At 45.1% G+C, this 25,033-nt stretch carries 16 protein-coding genes; 11 read left to right on the forward strand and 5 right to left on the reverse strand.

Annotated elements, in window-relative coordinates; all coding sequences use genetic code 11:
- The first annotated feature begins 97 nt into the window (after nt 1-97).
- From AC3CID_RS12810 to AC3CID_RS12860, 11 genes are all read left to right on the forward strand, one after another.
- Nucleotides 98-3,487, forward strand: coding sequence for a response regulator (locus AC3CID_RS12810; protein ID WP_171308135.1), 3,390 nt, complete (start codon nt 98-100; stop codon nt 3,485-3,487).
- A 710-nt stretch (nt 3,488-4,197) separates the two neighbouring features.
- Nucleotides 4,198-5,880 carry an ABC transporter substrate-binding protein gene (locus tag AC3CID_RS12815; RefSeq protein ID WP_004734533.1) on the forward strand — a complete coding sequence of 561 codons (1,683 nt, stop codon included), beginning with the start codon at nt 4,198-4,200 and terminating at the stop codon, nt 5,878-5,880.
- 169 nt (nt 5,881-6,049) lie between these two features.
- Nucleotides 6,050-7,036 carry an ABC transporter permease gene (locus tag AC3CID_RS12820; protein ID WP_065205125.1) on the forward strand — a complete coding sequence of 329 codons (987 nt, stop codon included), beginning with the start codon at nt 6,050-6,052 and terminating at the stop codon, nt 7,034-7,036.
- Nucleotides 7,037-7,038: 2 nt separating this feature from the next.
- A complete protein-coding gene (locus AC3CID_RS12825; RefSeq protein ID WP_004734531.1) occupies nt 7,039-8,064 on the forward strand; it encodes an ABC transporter permease in 1,026 nt (341 codons plus the stop codon).
- A 2-nt stretch (nt 8,065-8,066) separates the two neighbouring features.
- Complete coding sequence (locus AC3CID_RS12830; protein ID WP_146454918.1) at nt 8,067-9,050, forward strand: ABC transporter ATP-binding protein; 984 nt, start codon at nt 8,067-8,069, stop codon at nt 9,048-9,050.
- An 87-nt stretch (nt 9,051-9,137) separates the two neighbouring features.
- Nucleotides 9,138-10,133, forward strand: coding sequence for an ABC transporter ATP-binding protein (locus AC3CID_RS12835; RefSeq protein WP_102487635.1), 996 nt, complete (start codon nt 9,138-9,140; stop codon nt 10,131-10,133).
- Nucleotides 10,134-10,230: 97 nt separating this feature from the next.
- A complete protein-coding gene (locus AC3CID_RS12840; protein ID WP_488526646.1) occupies nt 10,231-11,952 on the forward strand; it encodes a glycoside hydrolase family 9 protein in 1,722 nt (573 codons plus the stop codon).
- A 2-nt stretch (nt 11,953-11,954) separates the two neighbouring features.
- Nucleotides 11,955-12,833 (forward strand): glucosamine kinase nucleotide-binding domain-containing protein, encoded by an 879-nt coding sequence (locus AC3CID_RS12845; RefSeq protein ID WP_488526647.1) that lies wholly within the window; start codon nt 11,955-11,957, stop codon nt 12,831-12,833.
- A gap of 18 nt (nt 12,834-12,851) precedes the next feature.
- Nucleotides 12,852-14,813, forward strand: coding sequence for a beta-N-acetylhexosaminidase (locus tag AC3CID_RS12850; protein WP_488526648.1), 1,962 nt, complete (start codon nt 12,852-12,854; stop codon nt 14,811-14,813).
- A 128-nt stretch (nt 14,814-14,941) separates the two neighbouring features.
- Nucleotides 14,942-17,347, forward strand: coding sequence for a glycoside hydrolase family 94 protein (locus AC3CID_RS12855; protein ID WP_146454927.1), 2,406 nt, complete (start codon nt 14,942-14,944; stop codon nt 17,345-17,347).
- 74 nt (nt 17,348-17,421) lie between these two features.
- A complete protein-coding gene (locus tag AC3CID_RS12860; RefSeq protein ID WP_488526649.1) occupies nt 17,422-18,834 on the forward strand; it encodes a phosphoglucomutase/phosphomannomutase family protein in 1,413 nt (470 codons plus the stop codon).
- Between the two features lie 152 nt (nt 18,835-18,986).
- On the opposite strand, the gene AC3CID_RS12865 is transcribed toward AC3CID_RS12860, so the two are convergent.
- From AC3CID_RS12865 to glnK, 5 genes are all read right to left on the reverse strand, one after another.
- Nucleotides 18,987-20,015 (reverse strand): ABC transporter ATP-binding protein, encoded by a 1,029-nt coding sequence (locus tag AC3CID_RS12865; protein ID WP_488526650.1) that lies wholly within the window; start codon nt 20,013-20,015, stop codon nt 18,987-18,989.
- Nucleotides 20,015-21,640: an ABC transporter permease gene (locus AC3CID_RS12870; protein ID WP_017084265.1), complete on the reverse strand. Its 1,626-nt coding sequence runs from the start codon at nt 21,638-21,640 to the stop codon at nt 20,015-20,017. Before AC3CID_RS12870 ends, AC3CID_RS12865 begins: the two co-directional genes overlap by 1 nt.
- 245 nt (nt 21,641-21,885) lie before the next feature.
- Nucleotides 21,886-22,899: a Fe(3+) ABC transporter substrate-binding protein gene (locus AC3CID_RS12875; protein ID WP_017084266.1), complete on the reverse strand. Its 1,014-nt coding sequence runs from the start codon at nt 22,897-22,899 to the stop codon at nt 21,886-21,888.
- A gap of 297 nt (nt 22,900-23,196) precedes the next feature.
- Complete coding sequence (locus tag AC3CID_RS12880) at nt 23,197-24,426, reverse strand: ammonium transporter (RefSeq protein ID WP_017088370.1); 1,230 nt, start codon at nt 24,424-24,426, stop codon at nt 23,197-23,199.
- 27 nt (nt 24,427-24,453) lie between these two features.
- Nucleotides 24,454-24,792, reverse strand: coding sequence for a P-II family nitrogen regulator (gene glnK / locus AC3CID_RS12885; RefSeq protein ID WP_004738200.1), 339 nt, complete (start codon nt 24,790-24,792; stop codon nt 24,454-24,456).
- Between the last annotated feature and the right edge of the window lie 241 nt (nt 24,793-25,033).

A 25,033-nucleotide genomic window follows, 5' to 3' on the forward strand; every position in this document is an offset into this window, starting at 1 on the left:
CTCGTTAATTTCGTTAAATTGGAACCCGTTAATTCTATTCTCTGTACTTGTTTTCACCCCTTTTAGCAGTACATCAAAGGAAAGTAGTACCCAATTTATGTTTAGATTCTATCGTAAGCAGAAGTTTAAGCGCCTTCAAAATACCCTAATGCTGGCATTTCTTGTCCTCAGTATTACCCCAGTGACACTTATCGCGATATTTTTCCTCCAGTCGCACAGTCAGGATCTTCAGGAACAAAGTACTTCGCACCTTGTTTCAGTCCGTGATACTAAGCAACAGCAAATTGTCGATTACCTACAAGCTCAAGAGTCCCAAGTGATGGGCTTTGTTCGCTCAGAACTTGCCAATGCCAGTGGCGGGCGATTCTATGGTTTAATCAATGCGTTCCAACGCTTAGGGTTAGATATTGACGAAGCGCGCAGTAATGCGCAGCAGCGTTACATTCAAGGCTCAGGCGATCAAATCAAGACATCGATTCTTCCAGAATCTAGTAGCTTTATTGGCAGCGAACGTTATCGACTGCTTCACAAGCGCTACCATAACTCATATCAGGAATTGCTTAAGCGTTCAGACTTTGATGACATTCTATTAGTCGACATTAACGGTAACGTCGCTTACTCAATCTTTAAGCGTGATGATTACGGCACTAACTTGCTAACAGGTAAGTACAAAGATTCAAACCTAGGCGTTACCTTTCAACGCTTAGCAAAAGACGTAAAAGACAAACGTAAATCCAACGAGGACTATACGCCGGTTATCGTTTCTGACTTTAAAGATGAGAACGGTAAGCAGACGGCTTGGTTAGGTGCGCCTATTGTTCAACAAGGCTACCTGCACAGTTACGCCATGTTTAGGCTGCCAATCAATGGGATTACTAAGCTGATTGCGGATCTCAACAAGAGTTCAAATATTCAAACACTGCTTGTGGGTGATGATCACCTGCCACGCAGCCTCGCCCATTCGCAAGAGTCGATTAATTTAAGCTTAGACGTTGTCGACAAAGCATTGGCTGGCGAAACAGCCGTTGGTACGTTCAACAACACTCAAGATCAAGCGATCATCGCAGCATATACCCCAATTGAGCTGAAATACGCAACATGGGCTCTTGTCGTAGAGCTGCCAGAAAAAGAGGCGTTTGCCCGTATTCATCAGTTAGAGAAGATCTTCGTGATCGTGATGCTAACGGCGATCATTCTTGTGTTTGTCGCATCGCATTATCTGTCCAATTTCATCACTTCCCCTCTCCTCAAGCTCACATGGGCTGCAGAGAAAGTCTCTGCTGGTGATCTTGATGAAACCATGATCAATACCGAACGCAAAGATGAGATAGGTCGACTCGCGGTTAGCTTCGAAAGAATGCAGCGATCGATCCGTGAAAAAATGCAACTCATCAAGAGCCAAAACGGTGAGCTTGAAGACAACCTTAAGACCATTCAAAAGCAAAACGAAGAGTTGCAACTGGCGAACAAACTTAAAGATGAATTCTTAGCCACCACCTCACATGAATTGAGAACGCCACTTCATGGCATGGTTGGCATCGCTGAAGCGCTAATATCTGGTGCTAACGGCCCTATTCCTGCCAACCAGAAGTACCAATTGGATATCATCATCAATAGTGGTCAGAGGTTGGCTACACTGGTTGATGACCTGCTTGATTATCACAAGATGCGCTATGGAAGCTTGGATATTAAAAAGTCTGCTGTTGATTTATCTGCTGCCACCAGCTTAGTGCTTGAGTTATCTCATCATCTGTTAGGTAACAAACCAATCCGCATAATTAACCAAGTGCCAAGTGATTTAGGGCTCGTTTCATCTGATCCACAACGCCTTGAACAAGTAATGTATAACTTGGTCGGCAATGCCATCAAGTACACATCCGAAGGTAAGATTGTTATCTCAGCGAGTGTTATCGACGACAATATTCGAGTTCAAGTTGTCGATACCGGCCAAGGTATCCCAGCAGAGTACCTGGAACACATCTTTGAACCACTGATTCAAGCAGGACAAGACTCAAGTAACTATCGCCAAGGTGCTGGACTTGGATTGTCCATTAGTCGCCAGCTGATTGAGCTAATGGGTGGCTCACTGTACGTAAGTAGCCAACCTATGCTTGGCACTACATTCAGCTTTACATTACCTTTAGCTACTCAAGAAGAATTGGATAGTTACAATGAATCAGGGAGCTACTCACACTTCCAAGCGCCTGATTTGATTGATAACACTCAGCAAGAAAACAGCGCTATCAGTGAAGACCCGAATGGCCCGCTGTTAGTAATTGCTGATGATGAGCCGGTAAACCTACGCGTGCTAGACAGCTTCTTGAAATTGGAAGGTTATCGAGTACGTACCGCATGTGACGGCCCAGAAACGATTGAACTGATTGAGAAAGAGAAACCAGAATTACTTCTGCTCGACATTATGATGCCAGGTATGAGCGGCTATCAGGTTTGTGAAGCACTGCGTAAGCAATACGATCATGCACAATTGCCAATCATCATGCTCACAGCTCTTAATCAAGCAGAAGACCGTGTTCGTGGCTTTGAAGCGGGTGCCAACGATTACTTGTCCAAGCCGTTTAACAAACAGGAACTGGCGGCTCGAATCACAGCGCACTTATCGGCAAGCAAAGCTGAGCAAAGACGTCTTGAGAATGATCAACTGCAACTAGAACTTAAACACAGGGCCATGGTTGAAGCTAACCTACTAGAAACTCAAGGTCGCTTGTTGGAGCAGTTGGAGTCAGCCCCTGAAGCCATCATCTGTATTCGTGATGACCAACGTATTCGCTTCGCCAACGAAGCGGCTGCTAAGCTATTTAGACGTGGGCAAGAACAACTCAAGCGCTCAATGGCCGACGAGATCATCGCGCCTAAATACCTGAAGGTGGAACAAGCTCACTACTGTGGTGATATTGATATCTATATAGACGACACACGTCAGCGCATTCCAAGTGACATCCTTAAGCTACCTGAAGGCTCAGGGCTCGACACCATGTATATCTTCAATGTGGGTGGTGGCGTTAACTCAAACCGAGTCAATAACCTTGAAACAGCGGTTGAGGCACTTTCAAGCTACGCCTTTGAAGGTGACAAAGATAAGCTTCAACAACTGAAGGAGCTTGGCGGTGAATTTACTCGCCTTGCTGATAAGGCAACCGGTGAAGGTAAAAACAAACAAGAGCTGATGCGTGAAGTACTAGTCGATGTCATGACCAATGCCATTATCTACTGGGAGTCGGTTACAGGGGAGACTAAGTTTGCTTTCGCAGAAAAGAGTGGCTTGTGGCGAGTCTACTTAGACCGTAGTACCCTGCAAACTAGAACGCTAGACAAATACCTACGCGTAGAAACTCTACCGAAAACACCTCGCTGGCGAACGGTACTGAGCTCTATCGAATTCATTCTTGAGCACTGTAAAGAACAAACACCAGAAAGAACTCATATCGAGATGCTAAGAGATAAACTGCAGAAACTACTGACCAGCTAACCCTGAAGAAATATCACGATACTGTAAATAATGGAGCCCACCTAGCGTGGGCTTTTTTATGAGTATCATTCACGAACAAAGCACAATAACGTCTATTCAGACACACTTATTTCACTGTATTAAACAAGCAAAGTGACACGTTACTCAAGCTTAAACAATCATCAGTTCAATCACTCTTTGGAAGCTTTTTCTTGGCTGAATTTCACATTCCTCTGACTCTTTGTTGCAGTTTGAGAAGCGAGTCACAACAGAACGGCAGATTTAATTTTCTAGGGAAATTTAACGTAAAATCGGCAAGTGACCAAGATCTACAATTACACCATTCCAGCCTAAGGCTTTATAATAAAAAGCCTATAAAGTTAGTGACTACTTACAATTAACCGACATAGCAAAACCAAATGCGAGTCACATCACCTTAACAATTACGCACAAAAAACCATCAAAGCACCCCATTTTGACGTTAATGACGTGGGATTGTGTCTTTTTAACGTTTTTGACGGGAAACGAGTTTGATTAATTCATCGATAAGGTGTTTTCTTACTCCTGCCAAAGGCCTACAGGCCACTCTTACCACTTCTCAGAATCAACGATGAATCTGGAGCAATGAAGAAGAGGTAGGCCTTTAACTAGAGTGTGTATCTACTAAACAATTTAGCGACAGATAACATTCAATCCATTAGTGAAATGAAAGCAAATAGTAAGGAACAGCTATGCTTGCCAATATAAAAAAAACAGCAATAGCAACAGCAATTATTGCAACTGCTACAACAGGTTTTGCATCAGTAGCAACAGCTGCAGAACGCAGTGAGTTGACTATTCACCCGAAAGAGTACACTACATTCGTACGTAACTTTAACCCGTACCTTGGTGCTACCAACCTACATACTACAACCGACTTCCTTTATGAGCCTCTAGTAGTATTTAACGAAATGCACGGTAACACTCCAGTGTTCCGTCTAGCTGAAAACTTCACAATGTCAGATGATCTGATGAGCGTAGTTTTCGACATTCGTAAGGGTGTTAAATGGTCTGACGGAGAAACTTTCTCTGCTGATGATGTTGTTTTTTCTTTCAACCTTGTAAAAGAGAAACCAGAGCTTGACCAATCTGGCATCAACTCTTGGGTAACTTCTGTAGAAAAACTGAACGACTACCAAGTTAAGTTCAGCCTAACAGAAGCTAACTCGAACGTACCTTACGAGATTGCTAAAGTACCAGTAGTACCTAAGCACATCTGGAAAGACGTGAAAGATCCATCAACGTTTACCAATGAGAACCCAGTAGGTTCTGGTCCGTTTACAGAAATCGATACGTTTACAGCTCAGCTATACATCCAGTGTGCTAACCCGAACTACTGGGATGCAGACAACCTAGATGTTGACTGTCTACGTGTTCCACAAATTGCGAACAACGACCAGTTCCTAGGTAAAGTTGTAAACAGTGAAATGGACTGGACGTCTTCTTTCGTTCCAGATATCGATCGTACATACGCTGCAGCTAGCCCTAAACACCACTACTGGTACCCGCCAGCAGGTACACAGGCATTCATCGTTAACTTCAAGCACCCTGATGCTGCGAAGCATGAAGCATTGAGCAACGTTGAATTCCGTCGTGCTTTCTCTATGGCTCTTGACCGTCAAACTATCATCGATATCGCATTCTACGGTGGCGGTACTGTGAACGATTTCGCATCGGGTCTTGGCTACGCATTTGAAGCTTGGTCTGATGAAAAAACTCACGACAAGTACAAGGGCTTCAACACTTACAACGCTGAAGGCGCGAAGAAGCTTCTTGCTGACGCGGGCTTCAAAGATGTAAACAAAGATGGTTTTGTTGACACTCCATCAGGCAAGTCTTTCGAACTAATGATTCAATCGCCAAACGGCTGGACTGACTTCAACAACACAGTTCAACTAGCGGTAGAACAGCTAAACGAAATCGGTATTAAAGCGAAAGCTCGTACACCTGACTTCTCTGTTTACAACCAAGCAATGCTTGAAGGTACATACGACGTAGCATACACAAACTACTTCCACGGTGCGGATCCATACACGTACTGGAACAGTGCTTACAACTCATCACTTCAATCTGGTGATGGTATGCCTCGTTTCGCGATGCACTTCTACCAAAACGACAAGCTAGATGGTCTTCTAAACAGCTTCTACAAAACAGCTGACAAGAACGAGCAGCTAGATATTGCACACGGTATCCAGCAAATCATCGCTGCAGACCAAGTGACAATCCCAGTGATGTCTGGTGCTTACATGTACCAATACAACACGACTCGCTTCACTGGTTGGTGGAACGAAGAAAATCCAAAAGGCCGTCCAAACATTTGGGCTGGTATTCCAGAGCGTCTACTTCATGTACTGGACCTAAAACCAGTTAAATAAGTAATCGTTCAATCTTTGCGGCGTAACTTCTTACGCCGCTTATAAAAATCCCCACACTATCAATTGAAAGTATGGCGCTAGTCGTCAGGGGATTTTTCGTTCCAAATTTCGCTAGGAGCGACCTGAATCCAGAAACAGGGAAACAATCTGGGTGAGTAAGGTGTGAGTTATGGGTTATTTTTTAAGACGTTTGTCATTTTATTTTGTCGCGCTATTAGTTGCAGCGACGTTAAACTTTATTATTCCAAGAGCAATGCCTGGTGACCCAGTTACCATGATGTTTGCGAACGCTTCTGTTCAAGTTACTCCTGAGCGTATTGCGGCAATGAAAGAACTATTAGGCTTCGTTGATGGCGGCTTACTGGTTCAATACGGCGCATACATGAAGAACATTCTAAGCTGGGAGCTTGGTACATCAATTCAATTCTACCCACTTTCAGTAAATACACTGTTAGGTGGCGCATTCGGTTGGTCGCTATTCTTAGCAGGCACTGCCGTTATTCTTTCTTTCTCGATTGGCTCAATCCTAGGTATTTTTGCAGCGTGGAAACGTGGCAGTAAATACGATGCCTTTGTTACTCCAGGGATGCTTATTCTACAAGCCGTTCCTCAAGTTGTTATTGCCATGCTTGCGCTATTTACCTTCGCAATTGGTTTGAAATGGTTCCCAACTGGCTACGCCTATACCGCTGGTACGATACCTGACTGGACAAGTTGGACATTCATCAAAGACGTTGCTTACCACGCTTTCTTACCTCTGGTATGTGCTTCGGTTGTTCAAATTGGTGGCTTCCTAGTAAACATGCGTAACAACATGATCAACCTACTCGCAGAAGACTACATCACCATGGCGAAAGGCAAAGGCCTTAGCGAAAACCGAGTGGTATTCAATTACGCAGCTCGTAACGCGATGCTACCAAGTGTGACAGCACTTTCGATGTCTCTAGGTATGGCAATCGGCGGTCAGTTAATTATCGAAATCATCTTTAACTACCCAGGTCTTGGTAGCGTACTTTTCAACGCAATTAACGCTCGTGACTACCAAGTATTGCAAGGCCAACTGCTTATCATGACGCTATTCATGCTGTTCTTTAACCTTGTTGCAGACATGCTTTACGTTGTTCTTGACCCTCGTCTTCGTAAGGGTGGTAAATAATCATGAAAGATATTCTAAAACTCATTTGGCGCAATCCGATGGCCCTAACCGGTGTCATCATCCTAAGTATTTTTATTCTTGGTGCTATTGCGGCTCCATTGATCACCAAACATGTACCAGACAAGCGTACAGGTAACCCACACGAGTACCCTGGCTTCGTCGTAAAGTCTGCACAAACGAACCCTGACGGCTGGGTTGCTCAAAACCTAGCAGACGACCGTCGCACACTTATCATGTCTAAGAAGGCAGACCATGTACTGGGGACAACTCGTATGGGCCGTGACGTTTGGTCACAAGTGGTATACGGCGCACGTGTATCTCTGGCTGTAGGTTTTGGTGCGGGCCTTACCGTATGTTTACTAGCAACGGTTATCGGTGTTTCCGCGGGCTACTTTGGCGGCCGTGTCGATGACATTTTGACAGCCGCAATGAACATCATGTTGGTTATTCCTCAATACCCATTACTGTTCGTAGTTGCAGCCTTTATCGGTGAGGCAGGGCCACTCACCATAACCTTAGTTATCGGCTTTATGTCCTGGGCTTGGGGCGCGCGTGTTGTTCGTTCCCAAACGTTAGCACTGCGTGAAAAAGAGTTTGTAAAAGCCGCTGAAGTTTTGGGTGAATCTTCATTCCGTATCATCTTCGTAGAGATTCTTCCGAACCTTATCTCTATCGTTGGCGCGAGCTTCATCGGTTCGGTGATGTACGCAATCATGATGGAAGCTACAATTTCGTTCCTAGGTCTTGGTGACCCGAACACAATCAGCTGGGGCATCATGCTTTACAACGTTCAAACCTCTTCATCAATGCTGATTGGCGCTTGGTGGGAACTGTTGGCTCCTTGTATCGCCTTAACACTACTTGTAACTGGCCTTGCTCTGCTTAATTTCGCGGTCGATGAAATTGCCAACCCGCAACTGCGTTCTCACAAAGGCATGAAGCGTTGGAAAAAACTAGCGGCTCAAGATAAAGAAGAACGTGAACCAGAACTACCACCACAAAATGCACTTTGGAGCGGAGATAAATAATCATGTCTGAACCACTAATTTCAATCCGCAACTTATGCGTGGATTACATCACAGAGTCTGGCGATGTTCGCGCGTGTAATAACGTAAGTTTTGACATCGCTCCGGGTGAAGTATTCGGCTTAGCTGGTGAATCTGGCTGTGGTAAATCAACCGTTGCTTTCTCTCTTATGCGTCTTCATAAGCCGCCCGCTTACATCAGTGGTGGTGAAGTCATCTTCAATGGTGAGAACATCCTTGAATACAGTGACGAACGCATGCAAGCGTTCCGCTGGAGCGAGATGTCGATGGTATTCCAGAGTGCAATGAACGCACTCAATCCTGTACTTCCAATGGAAGAACAGTTCTGTGATGTGATTATGCATCACACCAACATGACTCGTGAACAAGCTAAGCAACGTGCTGAAGGTCTACTTGAAATTGTCGATATTCACCCAAGCCGATTGAGTGACTACCCTCACCAATTCTCTGGCGGCATGCGTCAACGCTTAGTTATTGCTATCGCTTTAGCATTGAATCCAAAGCTGATCATTATGGATGAGCCAACGACCGCGCTTGATGTGGTTGTTCAACGCGAAATCCTACAAAAGATCTATGCACTAAAAGAAGAGTTTGGTTTCTCAATTCTGTTCATCACCCATGACTTGTCATTGATGGTCGAGTTCTCTGACCGTATCGGCATCATGTACTCAGGTGAGCTTATCGAGGTCGCGAACTCTCAAGATATTCTAGAAAACCCTTACCACCCTTACACCAAGGGGCTGGGTAGTTCTTTCCCTCCACTAACAGGGCCAAAGACAAAACTAGCGGGTATTCCGGGCAACCCTCTGAACCTCTTAGAGATTCCTGAAGGGTGTCGTTTCCAAGCTCGTTGTGACCGTGTACATGAAACTTGTACTAAGGTGCCAACCAAGCTGCGCTCTATCGACCCGGGACACTTGTCTAACTGCCACCTGTACGGTGACCCAATAGTACAAAGGAAGCTATAGCTTGCACGCTCACTCAGCGTGGATAACGAATAAGGCGGCTCGACCGCCGAAAAGCAAGCAAAGCGAACAAGGATTCTGGAGACAATTATGAGCAAAGATTTCGGTCAATTATTGGTAGAAGGTAAGAACGTCGTAAAAGACTTCCCAATAAGCAGTACCACTATTCAAACCCCGATGATGCGTGCGATTAACGACGTGTCATTCAAAATGTACAAAAGCCGCGGCCTAGCGGTGGTTGGTGAGTCTGGCTCAGGCAAATCAACAACGGCAAAAATGATCGCAAAAATGTATGCGCCATCAGGCGGTACGATCGAGTACAAAGGCCGTGACATCCAAGAGATCTCAAGCAGAAAAGATCTCATGCATTACCGTGAAGGCGTGCAGATGGTATGGCAAGACCCGTTTGGTTCTCTGAACCCAACACATAACATCTTCCACCACATTGCTCGCCCATTGTTGATCCACAAAAAAGTATCTCCGGGCAACAAGAGAGAGTTACAGGAACGTGTATACGATCTTCTAGAGCAAGTGGGGTTAGTACCACCGCAAGCGACGGCAGAAAAGTACCCTCACCAACTCTCAGGTGGCCAGCGTCAACGTGTCAACCTTGCACGTAACATCGCGGTAGGTGCGGAAGTTGTTCTAGCCGATGAGCCAACCTCAATGCTTGATGTATCGATTCGTGCTGGTGTTTTGAACCTGATGGAAGAGATGAAGTTTGAGAAGCAAATGTCTCTACTTTATATCACTCACGACATCGCAACTGCTCGTTACATCGCTGAAGATCTTTCCGTAATGTACGTTGGACACATGGTGGAATGGGGCGATACCGATGACGTTATCGCTAACCCTCAACACCCTTACACTCAGCTATTGGTTTCGGCAGTTCCAGATCCTAAGAAATCGATCCACGACCAACTAGCAGGTAACAAAGGGGAGATCCCACTTTGGACACCAGTATCAGCAGGTTGCCCATTTGCAGGCCGTTGTACTCACGCGATGGACAAGTGTAAAGAACAGCTGCCTGGGGTTACACAGTTAGCTGATAACCACTTTGTACGTTGTTACCTACACGAAAGCTAAGCAATAAAACCAAGTTAGGGTCTGCGGGCCCTAACTATTTATGTCCAAAAAATTCAAGTACCTAGCCAATAGAAACTAGGACTGTCGGAGAATATTGATGCTGTTATTGACCAACCATATTGGCTATGAATCCACAGGCCCAAAGCAAGCTATCTTACAAACAAAGAAAGCTCGTCTATCGAGCACTACGGCTTTACTCGTTTGTGCAGACAATCATATGACTGTCGGAAATTTTGATGTGGTTAAACAAGGCTACGTAGCCAATTGGCATCAAGAGCAATTCTTCACCATCGATTTCAGTTCATTCGCTGAACCTGGTCGCTACTACGTGCGCTTTGACAACCTGCGTTCAGAAGTCTTCGAGATTGGTAGCAACCTATTAATGAACCACACGTTTTCTGATGTGCTTCATTACTTTAAGTCTCAACGTTGCGGCGGTACTTTCGACAAGAAAGATCAACAGGCACAAATTCTGGGCACTGACAGATACGTCGATGTCCATGGCGGTTGGTACGACGCATCGGGTGACGTAAGCAAGTACTTTAGCCACCTATCTTATGGTAATTACCTCAACCCACAACAAATTCCAATGGTCGTTTGGAACATGCTAAAAAGCGTACGCTTGACTAGCCATAACCCAGACTTCCCAAAATTCTCCATGACTCGCCTAACGGAAGAGGCTCTGTTCGGTACCGATTTTTTAGTGCGTATGCAAGACGCAGACGGATACTTCTATATGACGGTATTCGACAAATGGAGCAAAGATATCAATCAGCGCGACATCTGCGCTTATGCCACTCAAGAGGGTCATAAATCAACGGACTTACAGGCGGGCTACCGACAAGGTGCAGGCGTAGCTATTGCAGCACTGGCTGCTGCATCTGAGCTTGAAACCTCTGGTAGTTACTCTAGCAAAACCTACCTTGATACAGCGGTGAAAGGCTATTGGCACCTTAAAGAACACAACCTTCAATACCTAAACGATGGCGAAGAGAACATCATCGATGAGTATTGCGCCCTACTCGCTGCCAATGAGTTGTACCGAGTGACACAAGATTCTCAATATCTATCAGAAGCAAGAACTTGGGCGACTCGTTTAATCTCTCGTCAGCAATCCGATGATTCGTTTACGCATTTCTGGTCAGCAAACACTGATGGCTCTCGCCCTTACTTCCATGCAGCAGAAGCGGGACTTCCGGTGATTGCGCTATGCGAATACATCGACAATGAAACTGACCCGAAGTTGAAAGAACAAGCTCGCACGGTTATTGAGCAAGCTTGTCAGTTTGAAATCAACATTACCGACAAAGTCACCAACCCGTTTGGCTACCCAAGACAATACGTTAAGTCTGTCGATGGTGATAAGCGTGATGCCTTCTTCGTCGCTCAACAGAACGAAACTGGTTACTGGTGGCAAGGTGAAAATGCTCGCCTTGGTTCACTCGCCACCATGGCGTACTTAGTTCAACCACACATTAAGGATGTAGACCTTCAGAAGCGCCTAATCCAGCTTTCACAAAACAGCCTTGATTGGATCTTGGGCCTCAACCCATACCATATGTGCATGCTCGATGGTCACGGCCATAACAACCCAGATTACCTACCTCAGCTTGGTTTCTTCAATGCAAAAGGTGGTGTCTGCAACGGCATCACGGCTGGTTTCGAAGACGAGCAAGACATCGCATTCAACCCACCAGCACAGAAAGACGACATGCTTCAAAACTGGCGATGGGGTGAACAATGGATCCCTCACGGCGCTTGGTTCCTATTGGCAACGGCTTCGCAATTCAACTTCCTAGCACAAAGTAAGGAGCAATAATCATGACTCTTTACTACGTAGGTATTGATGGAGGCGGTACATCTTGTCGAGCTCGAATTCGAGATGCCCAGGGCAAACTGATTGGTGAAGCGAAAAGTGGCAGTGCCAACATCCTATTGGGCGTGGATGTTGCGATGAACTCTATTGTTGATGCCATCACAAAAGCGGCACAACAAGGGCAACTCAACTCAGACCATTTTTCAAATATGCATGTTGGCCTAGCACTGGCTGGCGCTGAGCAAAAATCAGCATGGTTCGACTTCATGGCACAGACACACCCTTTCGCAAGCATGACACTCAATACAGACGCTTACGGCGCTTGTATTGGTGCTCACAACGGCCAAAACGGCGCAATCATGATTGGTGGTACGGGTTCTTGTGGAATCTACCTAAAAGACGGTGAGCAACATGTGGTTGGCGGTCGTGAATTCCCGATTTCAGATCAAGGCGGCGGCGCAGTGATGGGCTTACGTTTGATTCAACAAGTCTTGCTTGCAGAAGACGGTATTCGCAGCAAAACCCCACTGACTCTACATGTCATGAATCACTTTAATAATGATGTGGATGCCATTGTGGAGTGGTCGAAAGGCGCAATTCCAAAGGATTACGGTCAATTCTCGCCAGTGATTTTTCAACTGGCAAATGAAGGCGATGAACTGGCTATCGAGATGCTCAAGCAAACTGCAGCTGATATCGAAATGTTTGTCTTGGCACTGCATCGAAAAGGCGCTGACAAGGTGTGCTTAATGGGAAGTATCGCTGAACGCATTCACAACTGGCTATCGCCACCAGTACAACAATGGATCGTTAAACCTCAATTCGACGCTATCGAAGGCGCGTTGATGTTTGCCGGGAAACCACAACACAACTTGTATCAATAGGCTTAGCAGGGAAGTTATATGAATTATCGCATCGACTTAGCTGTTCTTTCTGAACAAAAAAATAGCTGCCGATTTGGCCTTACGGTACATAACTTAAGTGACCTCGACGTACAAGATTGGTCACTGCACTTTGCCTTTGACCGATTCATCCTTCCTGAGAGTTTGTCGCAAGGTGAATTGACTCAAGTAGGCAGCTTTTGCTCGTTCAAACCAAATTCGCCAGTGTTAAAGGCCAATAACCATTTCTACCTTGAATTCAGTATTCAAAGCGCACCATTCCGCTTCTATTCTGATGGCTTGAATGATGCCTTTATCCAGTCACATCATGATGGGGAAACATCGGTACTGCCTGTCGCGATATCACCCATTGTACTGGCTTCGCCATACCGTGAACGCAATCAAATTCCTGAAGTGAGCGCAGCTCAAGTGGCATTGATTCCTCAGCCGAATCAGATCGAATTTCAGCAAGGTAGTTTCGCGCTAAGTAGATTCGCGCTAAATAACGACTGCAGAATTGAGGTTCAATCTCATCTTGCTGATAAGGCAGTCTCTTGGTTTCAGCAAGAATTGCTTTCTACCTTTGAACTATCTCTTTCGAATGAGCTTTCAACTGAACTTTCAAAAGACGAAAGTTGCGACATGCTATTTCGCAGCAATCCGACTTTAGACGAAGCCGAGTACAAGCTCACCGTCACGGCACAACAGATAACGGTTGAATCAGGTAGCCAATCGGGCTTCACACACGCCGTGGCAAGCTTGATTCAGTTGGTACAACAACTGGATGCCGAGAACTTCTCTGTTCCATGTTGCAAAATCGCCGATCAGCCTCGTTTCAAATACCGAGGCATGATGTTGGACTGCGCTCGTCACTTCCACTCGGTAGAGCAAGTGAAGCGCTTAATCAATCAACTGGCGCACTACAAGTTCAACGTTTTTCATTGGCATCTAACTGACGATGAAGGTTGGAGAATTGAAATTAAGAGCCTGCCTCAGCTAACAGAAATTGGCGCTTGGCGTGGTCCTGATCATGCACTAGAACCGCAATACACCCACATTGCTGACAACTATGGCGGCTTCTATACGCAACAACAGATTCGTGAAGTGATTGAATATGCTGAGCAGCGCAGTATCACTGTTATTCCTGAAATCGATATCCCAGGACACTGTCGCGCCGCGATCAAATCACTGCCTGACATGCTAGTAGAGCAAGCAGACACCACACAATACAAGAGTATTCAGCACTACAACGACAACGTGCTCAATCCAGGTTTACCGGGTACTTACCAATTCCTAGATGCCGTTATTGAAGAAGTGGCAGAGCTTTTCCCTAGCGAATTGATCCACATGGGCGCAGATGAAGTGCCACCAGGAGTGTGGAGCAACAGCCCTGCAGCTCAAGCTCTGATGAAAGAGCATCAATATCAAGACAGCAAAGACTTACAAGGCCACCTATTCCGTTATGCCGAGAACAAACTCAAGCAACTTGGCAAGCGCATGGTGGGCTGGGAAGAAGCGCAACACGGCGACAAAGTCAGTAAAGAGACCATCATCTACTCGTGGCTCAGTGAAGAAGCTGCAGTGAATTGCGCTCGCCAAGGCTTTGATGTGGTGCTGCAACCGGCACAATTTACCTATCTCGACATGACCCAAGATTATGCACCGGAAGAACCGGGCGTCGATTGGGCTGCCGTTATTCCATTAGAACAAGCTTATACCTACGAAGCGCTTGCTGAAATATCCGACACCGACCCAATTCGTAAGCGGATCCGCGGAATTCAGTGTGCTCTATGGTGTGAGATCGTCACCAATCAAAAGCGTATGGATTACATGGTGTTCCCAAGAATTAGCGCTTTAGCTGAAGGATGTTGGACACATAAAAACAACCGAAGCTGGCTAGATTACTTGTCTCGCCTAAAGGGGCATCTGCCATTACTCGACAGACTCAATGTTGACTATCGCAACCCTTGGAAAGCTCAATAAAACAAAACCAAAGCACACTCACACCGAGTGTCAGCTTAACCCTGATTAAGGTGTTCAGTCAGATAAGACTCAGCATCACTATTTAAAAATTAGCTGCATAGATGCAGTTTGTTAAAAAGGAAATGACAATGAAATACGGCTATTTCGATAACGACAATCGCGAATACGTCATCACTCGCCCTGATGTACCAGCACCATGGACCAACTACCTAGGTACTGAAAAGTTTTGTACCGTGATTTCGCACAATGCGGGCGGTTACTCGTTCTACAATTCTCCGGAATACAACCGTGTTACTAAGTTCCGTCCAAACGGTACATTCGACCGTCCAGGACACTATGTTTATCTGCGTGATGATGAGACAGGTGATTACTGGTCTATCTCTTGGCAGCCAGTAGCAAAAAGCCTAGATGAAGCGAACTACGAAGTTCGTCACGGCCTGTCATACTCAAAATTCAAGTGTGAATACAGCGGTATTACGGCAACTAAAACGCTATTCGTTCCTAAAGGTGAAGATGCGGAAGTTTGGGATGTCGTGCTGAAGAACAACACTGACAAGCCAAGAACGATCAGCACTTTCTCATTTGTTGAGTTCTCTTTCAGTCATATTCAATCAGATAACCAGAACCATCAGATGTCCCTGTACTCTGCGGGTACGTCTTACCAAGAAGGTGTTCTGGAATACGACTTGTACTACAACACCAACGACTTTGAAGGCTTCTACTACCTAGCATCTACCTTCTCGCCAGACAGCTACGACGGCCAACGTGACAACTTCCTTGGCATGTACCGTGACGAAGCAAACCCAATTGCGGTTGAAAATGGCAAGTGTTCTAACAGCGCTCAAACCTGTTACAACCATTGTGGTTCTCTGCACAAGCAATTTACGATTCAACCGGGTGAAGAGGTTCGCTTTGCGTATGTATTAGGTATCGGTAAAGGCAACGGTGAACGCCTACGCGAGAAGTACCAAGATACCGCTAACATAGATGCGGCTTTCCAAGGAATCAAAGACCATTGGGACGAGCGTTGCAATAAATTCCAAGTTAAGTCGCCAAACGAAGGCTTAGACACAATGATCAACACGTGGACGCTATACCAAGCGGAAACCTGTGTGGTTTGGTCGCGCTTTGCATCATTCATTGAAGTCGGTGGTCGTACTGGCCTTGGCTACCGTGATACTGCGCAAGATGCCATCTCAGTGCCTCATGCCAACCCACAAATGACCAAAAAACGTATTATCGATCTGCTTCGTGGCCAAGTGAAAGCGGGCTACGGGCTACACTTGTTCGATCCTGACTGGTTCGATCCAGAGAAAGCCGACGTTGAACCTTCAAAATCACCAACGGTTGTTCCAACACCATCAGATGACGACAAGATCCACGGCATTGACGATACTTGTTCTGATGATCATCTATGGATCGTGCCAACCATCATCAAATACGTGATGGAAACCGGAGAACACGACTTCTTTGATGAAGTAATTCCGTACGCAGATGGCGGCGAAGCAAGCGTTTACGAACACATGAAAGCCGCACTGAACTTCTCTGCAGAATACGTAGGTCAAACCGGTATCTGTAAAGGTCTTCGTGCAGACTGGAATGACTGTTTGAACCTAGGTGGTGGTGAATCTTCAATGGTTTCATTCCTACACTTCTGGGCTCTACAAGAATTCTTAGACCTAGCTAAGTTCCGTAATAACGATGCTGACGTTACTAAATACACTGAAATGGCAGCGAACGTTCGCGAAGCTTGTGAAACACACCTTTGGGATGACGAGGGTGGCTGGTACATCCGTGGTCTGACTAAAAATGGCGACAAAATCGGTACAGCACAACAGACTGAAGGTCGAGTTCACCTTGAGTCAAACACGCTAGCGGTTCTATCTGGCGCGGTATCTCAAGAACGCGGTGAGAAAGCGATGGACGCTGTCGATGAGAACCTGTTCTCTGAATACGGCCTACATCTAAACTCTCCTTCATTCGCAACACCAAACGACGATATCGGCTTTGTGACTCGCGTTTACCAAGGCGTTAAAGAGAACGGCGCTATCTTCTCTCACCCGAACCCATGGGCTTGGGTAGCCGAAGCTAAGTTAGGTCGCGGTGACCGTGCGATGAAATTCTACGACGCACTTAACCCGTACAACCAAAACGACATGATTGAAACGCGTTACGCAGAACCATACTCGTACGTGCAGTTCATCATGGGTAAAGATCATCAAGACCATGGTCGTGCAAACCACCCTTGGTTAACGGGCACCTCTGGTTGGGCTTACTTTGCGGTAACCAACTTCATTCTTGGTGTTCGCACAGGCTTTGAAGGCTTAACCGTCGATCCTTGTATCCCAACGGATTGGCCAGAATTCGAGGTAACTCGTCAATGGCGCGGTGCGACTTACAACATCACCGTTCAAAACCCGAATGCAGTAAGTAAGGGCGTTGCCTCTATCACTATCAACGGTGAACAGGTTGAAGGTGCAATTCCAGTACAAGCAGAAGGCAGCGTGAACGAAGTTATCGTTGTACTCGGCTAATCACTTAATTTGATGAACAGCTCCCATCTCAAGTCTTTACTGGCTTGAGATAGTGAGACTAAAAGGATTTTCTAATGATTAAATTTGGTACTGGCGGCTGGCGCGCGTTTATTGGTGAAGAATTCACTAGAGAAAACGTCCGCTTAGTGGCACAAGCACTCTCTAACATCATCAATAATGAAGATGCAGCGAAAAACGGCTTCGTTATCGGCTATGACCGCCGCTTCCTTTCAGATAAAGCCGCGTGCTGGTTTGCTGAAGTATTGGCAGCCAACAACATCAAAGTGAGCTTTATCGACAAGTTCGTACCTACTCCTATCGTGATGTTCCAAGCGAAAGAGATGGGATGTGTCTACTCAGCCTGTATTACCGCTTCTCACAACCCAGCGGACTATAACGGTATAAAGATCTTCATTGAAGGTGGCCGTGATGCTGATGAGATCATCACAGAAAAGATCGAACAACAGATTTCGATCCTAACCAGTGAAGATGTCGTCAGAGTCGATTTTGAACAAGCATTGAATGACAAAGAAATTGAAATCATCAATCCGATGAACGCCTTTGTTGACTCGATCATTAACGCTATTGATATCGAATCGATTAAGAAAGCCAACCTAAAAGTACTGATTGACCCGATGTTTGGTGTGGCAAAAAACGCACTGCAAACCGTGTTAATCAGCGCTCGCTGTGATGTCGACGTGATCAACGATGGTAAGAACCCAGATTTCGGTGGTCTCATGCCATCTCCTAATGCCGCTACGCTCTACCGCTTGAAGCATTTGGTAGCAGCAGAAGGCTATGACATTGGGATTGGTACCGATGGCGATGCCGACCGTTTAGGCATCATCGATGAGAAAGGTCACTTCATTCACCCTAACGAAGTGTTACTGCTTCTTTACTACTATTTATTGGAATACAAAGGCTGGAAAGGCTCTGTCGTACGCAACATCGCCACCACACACCTGTTAGATAAAGTGGCAGCTGATCATGGTGAGAAGAGCTTTGAGGTTCCTGTAGGCTTTAAGCATATCAGCTCTCAAATGGAAGCCGATGATTCACTAATTGGCGGTGAAAGCTCTGGCGGTTTAACCATTCGAGGTCACATCAAAGGTAAGGATGGCGTGTTCGCATCGAGCTTACTGGTTGAGATGATCAGTGTGACAGGTAAGAAACTCTCTGAGCTGCTTGATGAAATCTACTCTAAGTATGGCTACGCGTATACGGCAGAAGGCGATTGCAAGTTTAAACCTTCAGAGAAGGAAGCGCTCTACACCAAGATCTACGTCGAAAAACAACTGCCTGAATTTGAATACGAAATTGAAAAAGTCAGCTATGAAGATGGCGCCAAGGTGTACTTCAAGAATGGCGGCTGGGTGATTGCTCGTTTCTCAGGAACTGAGCCATTGTTACGAATCTTCGCTGAAATGGAAGATAAAGACACTGCAGAACATGTTCTTCAAAAAGTGAAAGACTTCCTCTCTCTATAGGCTTATAGAGCGCAGCAGTCTTGTATGGGACTTAACAAATCACTGCCTTGTTAACCCCTATAGATGAAGAACTCTTGCCCAGTACTTTCGATTAAAGTGCTGGGCTTTTTTATGGTTCATCACGAATTATCGGTACTATAAGTTGTACCTAATTAGAAAGCCAATACGCCTTTGGTATCCACTTTTACGTTGACCGGCATACCAACTTCAAGCGCTTCTGACGAGGTTGCCAATAACTTTTGACCGTGTGCTTCAATAACATAACGACAGTGGTCGCCCATAAATTGCTGTTCTAGTACTGAAATAGCACTGTCTTGTTCATAACTAGCTTGAATATGCTGTGGTCTTAAAAGAAGCTCACACGCACTGCCGAATTCAATCTCCGTTTGTGGTTTAGCTTCAACCACACCCAAGCTGGTTTCAAACTCCAGCTCTGAAATACGCTGTGCATTGAGGTAACTGCCGCCGCCCAAAAAGTCTGCAACAAACTTACTCGAAGGGTGGAAATAAAGCTCCGATGCCGAACCATACTGTTCAATCACACCATGGTTCATTACTGCCATCTTATCTGCAAACGCGAACGCCTCTTCACGACTGTGAGTCACAAAAATAGCCGTCACACCCTGCTTCTTAAATATTTTACGAATCTGAGAGATCAACTCATGGCGAACCTGAGTATCGATATTTGAGAAAGGTTCATCCAATAATAATAAATCTGGCTTGTATGCTAAAGAACGAGCAATCGCTACGCGCTGCTGTTGACCACCAGAAAGTTGATGTGGGTATCGGTCACCGAATTCATCTAAATGAACCAGCTCCAACATCTCTTGGACTTTCTCTTTCTTTTGCTGATCAGAGAGATCTTTAAGGCCAAAACCGACATTCTGCTTTACCGTCAGGTGCGGAAACAGGGCGTAATCTTGGAAAATCATACCGATGTTTCGTTGCTCTGGTGGCAACCAATTATCACCATCATCAATGGTTTGACAGTTCAAGCTCATGATTCCGCTACTTAATGGAAGCAGCCCTGCAACCGCCTTAAGCAAAGTCGTTTTTCCGCAGCCACTGGCACCAAGAAGACAAACAATTTCACCATGCTCAACTTCTAACGAGAGCGATTCCAAGATGGTTTGCGACTCATATTTACAAGTCAGATCTTTAATTGATAATGCACAACTCATTAGTGTTTCTGCTCCAAAGAACGGTTGACGATGATCAGAGGAATTAAACCCACCAACACCAATAATACAGCAGGCATTGCCGCCAACTCTAGGTGCTCATCTGAGGCATAGTTATAAACATAGGTCGCCAATGTTTCGAAGTTGAAAGGACGTAACAGCAATGCCGCATTTAGCTCTTTCATTGATTCGATAAACACCAGTAAACCTGCGATCAACGCGCCGCGTTTAATCAAAGGTAAATGAACACGACGTAACATCTGGTTGGTATTACAACCCATGGTTTTAGAAGCCATATCCAATGAAGGAGATACTTTACTCAAGCTACTTTCGATACTGCCGATCGCCACTGCCGAAAAACGCACGACCATTGCAAAGATAAGCGCAAACATGGAACCAGAGAAGATCAAACCAGGTCGTCCCCACTCCATCACTTTAGCGATGTCATTGACCAAGTGATCCATAAACAACACGGGTACCATCACGCCAATCGCTAACACGGTGCCTGGAACGGCATAGCCCATCGAAGCAATACGCATGTAAGCCTGATTTTTCTTACTTGGGCTAACACGTTGATTAAAATTCACAATCATCGCAATGATAACGCCAATAATCGCCGCGACTACTGACACATAAAGGCTGTTAACCGCATACTCTCTGAATTCAGGCGTCCAGCTTTGCGCAAAGTATTTGTAGGCATAGATCATCAACTGACCGAGAGGAAACAAGAATGCAACGCACACTAATCCCCAACACCAGAACAGTGCCAACCATTTTTTCCAACCGGACAAGTCGTAGCGAAAGTCTTCACGACTGCTGAATTGATTCTGGAACAGTTTCTGTTTACGACGGCTATAGCGCTCTGAACTCAACAGTAGGATCACGATAACCAGCATAATTGCCGATATTTTCGCTGCAGCCGTTAAACTTGAGTAACCTAACCAGGTATCGTAAACCGCTGTCGTTAAGGTGTTGACTGCAAAGTAACTCACGGTACCAAAGTCACCGATGGTTTCCATTGCGACAAGCGATAGACCTACCGCCATAGAAGGACGAACAAGCGGTAAAGAAATACGACGAAAGCTTTCCCAAGGTGAACATTTTAGCAACCGAGCGGATTGCAATAAGGAGACGTTTTGCTCCATAAAGGCCGCGCGGCACAACAAGTAAACATACGGGTAAAGAACGAGGGACAGAACAATAATGGCACCCGATAAGGTTCTAATATCCGGGAACCAATACTCACCGGGTCCCCACCCAGTCAGATCTCGCAGTAGCACTTGAACAGGGCCTGCAAAGTCGAACCAATCGGTAAAGATATACCCGACAATATAGCCTGGCATAGCTAATGGCAGTACCAGTGCCCACTGTAAAACACGCTCACCCGGCACACGGCACATGGCCATAATCCAAGCAGACGGAATACCAAAAACTAAAGACAGGAACATGGTTCCTATGACTAAAACCACCGTATTGTAAGCATAGGTGGGCATCACTGTGGACATCAGATGAGAAAATAGCTCATCTGTTTCTCCAACAGCCGTCGTAAAAATCGCTAAGATCGGTAAAACCAGCAATACTGCAATAATGCCGCTACTGGTGTTCCATAAATAATTCTTTTCTTTCATCGCCTAACTACAACGAGGCTTAATGAAACACAAATGCATTTGCAAATACATCTCATATCCTTTTAATGGTGGGGTTATTTATACCCATATACTGTAACGACTTCAAGGTGAGATGCTAATAACTCAAGGGATCAACGACGAGCTTTGTATCAAAAAGTGATTTTCCAAAAACAAACAACCCCAAGTGACCGAAAATGGCGACTTGAGGTTGTCATTTTACTTGGGCCGAAGCCTACAGTAATAAATTAAAGATCGAACTTAACTTCATCTAATAACTTGATTGCTGCTGCGTGGTGGTCAGCGATCTGGTCTAGAGAAATTGTATCAGCTTTGAATTCACCCCATGAAGCAACAAGCTCAGAAGGTTTAACGTCTGCTTTCACTGGGTATTCGTAGTTTACTTCTGCGTACATGCTTTGCGCTGTGTTACCAGATAGGAATTCCATTAGCTTAACGGCATTCTCTTCGTTTGGAGAGTATTTAGCCATTGCCATACCAGAGATATTCACGTGAGTACCTGTTGTCTCTTGGTTAGGGAAGTTAATGTAAACAGCATCAGCCCAAGCTTTTTGCTCTTTATCGTTAACCATCTTACCTAGGTAGTAGCTGTTGCCAAGAGCAACATCACATAGACCTTCTTTAATCGCTTTAACTTGTGCGCGGTCGTTACCTTGAGGCTTACGTGCTAGGTTTGCTTTTACGCCTTCTAGCCACTCTTTCGTTTCAGCTTCACCTTTGTGAGCGATCATCGAAGATACTAGAGAAACATTGTATGGGTGCTTACCGCTACGAGTACAGATTTTGCCTTTAAATTCAGGCTTAGTTAGATCTTCGTAAGTGAACTCTTCACCTAGACGACCAACACGGTCACGTGAAGAATAAACGCTACGTGTACGAGTTGTTAGAGCAAACCACTCGTTAGCAGTATCTTGGTACTGAGCAGGGATGTTCTTTTCAAGTACATCACTTTCAACAGATTGAACTAGACCTTGTTTAGTGAGTTCAGATAAACGACTGATATCGACAGTTAATACAACGTCAGCTGGGCTATACTCACCCTCTTGAGCTAACTTCTCTGCTAAACCTTTTTTAGCAAACTTAACGTTTACTTTAATGCCAGTCTCTTTCGTGAATTCCTTGAACATAGGCTCAACTAGGAAAGGTTGACGGTAAGAGTATACGTTCACTTCTTCCGCAGCCATTGCTGTCGGGGCAATCACACTACACGCTAGAGCTGAAAGTGTTAGCAGTTTTTTCATTGTAAAATCCTTTATATCGAAATGATAATCTATATCAGTTGCGTTATTATATTCATCAGTAACATAATTACAATGATGTCCGACAAAAAATTCGTCTGCTCAGCACCATCAAGCTCGCACTTTTGTAACAATGTATTTCAGAGGATATTCATATCATCTCCTATCCAAAATACTCGCTCACTCTCTCTTGAGAGATCATTGTTGCTTAGACATAAATAACAAGAAACCCCATAACCAATGGTTATGGGGTTTCTTAAACTAGCTTACTCTTTATCTACATTAAGCTTTATTCTTTGATTACTTTACTGATACAAATTCAGGGTAAGCGCCAACACCACAATCATGCATGTCCATGCCTTCTAATTCTTCATCTTCGGTTACACGGATACCAATTGTTGCTTTAAGCACTGCCCATACCGCTAGGCTAGCTCCGAATACCCATGCAAAGATTACTGCTGCACCCAATAGTTGAGCACCAAACGTTGCATCCGCGTTGCTTAGAGGCACAGCCATTAGACCGAAGAAGCCACATACACCGTGAACTGAGATAGCACCCACTGGATCATCAATCTTCACTTTATCTAGAGCAATGATGCTGAATACAACCAAGGCACCAGATACCGAACCAATCGCTACAGAAAATAAAGGTGATGGTGATAGAGGGTCTGCAGTGATTGCTACTAGGCCAGCTAACGCACCGTTAAGAATCATTGTTAAGTCTGCTTTACCCCAAGTTGTTTTACATACTAGTAATGCTGCGATTGCGCCTGCTGCTGCTGCTGCGTTGGTGTTAAGGAAGATCTGACCAACCGCTGTCGCGTTTTCAAAATCTGAAACCATTAGCTGAGAACCGCCGTTGAAGCCGAACCAACCAAACCATAAGATGAATGTACCTAACGTTGCTAACGGCATATTTGAACCAGGGATTGGGTAGATTTCACCATTTTTACCGTATTTACCTCGACGAGCACCGAGTAACAATACGCCAGCAAGCGCAGCCGAAGCACCAGCCATATGCACGATACCTGAACCTGCGAAGTCACTGAAGCCTGCTTCTGATAGGAAGCCACCACCCCAAGTCCAGTAACCTTCCATTGGGTAAATAAACGCAGTTAGAACCACAGAGAAGATAAGGAATGACCAAAGCTTCATACGCTCAGCCACTGCGCCCGAAACGACCGACATTGCCGTTGCAACGAACACAACTTGGAAAAAGAAGTCAGATTCTAGTGAATGGTCTGCGCCTTCACCTTGAGTACCGATTAAAGTACCAAATGAAGGTAACCAACCACCTTCACCGTTATCTACGTACATAATGTTGTAGCCAACCACTAAGAAAGTCGTACAAGCAATAGCGTATAAACAAATGTTCTTAGTTAAAATTTCTGTGGTGTTCTTTGAACGAACTAGGCCAGCTTCAAGCATTGCGAAGCCTGCTGCCATCCACATGACCAACGCACCTGAAATGAGGAAGAAAAAAGTGTCTAGTGCGTAACGTAGTTCCATTACTGTTGTCGTAAGTTCCATATTAAAGTCTCCAGTCCTTGTAATTCTTTAAAGTGCTTCAGCATCCATTTCACCAGTACGAATACGTACGGCTTGGCTTAGGTCATACACAAAAATTTTGCCATCACCGATTTTTCCGGTATGTGCTGCTTGGCTAATCGCTTCAACAACTCGGTCAACGTTTTCAGCTTGGGTAGCAATCTCTAGCTTCACTTTTGGTAGGAAATCCACTTGGTACTCCGCACCACGATACAATTCAGTGTGTCCCTTCTGACGACCAAAACCTTTCACTTCAGAAACTGTCATACCTTCAATACCCACATCAGAGAGCGCTTCGCGTACATCGTCTAATTTGAATGGCTTAACAATGGCATTTATTAATTTCATATTCGTTCCTTAAATTCTTCACTTAATCCGTTAATTCTCTTATTACAATCCAAGTAGCGTGCCAAAATGTTAAGTTATTGATTTTAAATAATATGTAAATGGTAAGGTCATAAAAACGAAAAAGGCCGCACCAATATGGTGCGGCCTTTTCACTATCTTAATGCGTTGCGCTATTGTTGCTCCAGTTTTGGGCAACCAAGCCTTCAAAGCTCTAAATGACTCAAGAATAGGGGCTAACTAG

This window comes from Vibrio sp. QJM3NY_21 (assembly GCF_057785975.1).

Bases quoted from the DNA above. Each gene is read 5' to 3' on its own strand.
- AC3CID_RS12810 (WP_171308135.1), top strand. From the start codon at position 98: ATGTTTAGATTCTATCGTAAGCAGAAGTTTAAGCGCCTTCAAAATACC.
- AC3CID_RS12815 (WP_004734533.1), top strand. From the start codon at position 4,198: ATGCTTGCCAATATAAAAAAAACAGCAATAGCAACAGCAATTATTGCA.
- AC3CID_RS12820 (WP_065205125.1), top strand. From the start codon at position 6,050: ATGGGTTATTTTTTAAGACGTTTGTCATTTTATTTTGTCGCGCTATTA.
- AC3CID_RS12825 (WP_004734531.1), top strand. From the start codon at position 7,039: ATGAAAGATATTCTAAAACTCATTTGGCGCAATCCGATGGCCCTAACC.
- AC3CID_RS12830 (WP_146454918.1), top strand. From the start codon at position 8,067: ATGTCTGAACCACTAATTTCAATCCGCAACTTATGCGTGGATTACATC.
- AC3CID_RS12835 (WP_102487635.1), top strand. From the start codon at position 9,138: ATGAGCAAAGATTTCGGTCAATTATTGGTAGAAGGTAAGAACGTCGTA.
- AC3CID_RS12840 (WP_488526646.1), top strand. From the start codon at position 10,231: ATGCTGTTATTGACCAACCATATTGGCTATGAATCCACAGGCCCAAAG.
- AC3CID_RS12845 (WP_488526647.1), top strand. From the start codon at position 11,955: ATGACTCTTTACTACGTAGGTATTGATGGAGGCGGTACATCTTGTCGA.
- AC3CID_RS12850 (WP_488526648.1), top strand. From the start codon at position 12,852: ATGAATTATCGCATCGACTTAGCTGTTCTTTCTGAACAAAAAAATAGC.
- AC3CID_RS12855 (WP_146454927.1), top strand. From the start codon at position 14,942: ATGAAATACGGCTATTTCGATAACGACAATCGCGAATACGTCATCACT.
- AC3CID_RS12860 (WP_488526649.1), top strand. From the start codon at position 17,422: ATGATTAAATTTGGTACTGGCGGCTGGCGCGCGTTTATTGGTGAAGAA.
- AC3CID_RS12865 (WP_488526650.1), bottom strand. From the start codon at position 20,015: ATGAGTTGTGCATTATCAATTAAAGATCTGACTTGTAAATATGAGTCG.
- AC3CID_RS12870 (WP_017084265.1), bottom strand. From the start codon at position 21,640: ATGAAAGAAAAGAATTATTTATGGAACACCAGTAGCGGCATTATTGCA.
- AC3CID_RS12875 (WP_017084266.1), bottom strand. From the start codon at position 22,899: ATGAAAAAACTGCTAACACTTTCAGCTCTAGCGTGTAGTGTGATTGCC.
- AC3CID_RS12880 (WP_017088370.1), bottom strand. From the start codon at position 24,426: ATGGAACTTACGACAACAGTAATGGAACTACGTTACGCACTAGACACT.
- glnK (WP_004738200.1), bottom strand. From the start codon at position 24,792: ATGAAATTAATAAATGCCATTGTTAAGCCATTCAAATTAGACGATGTA.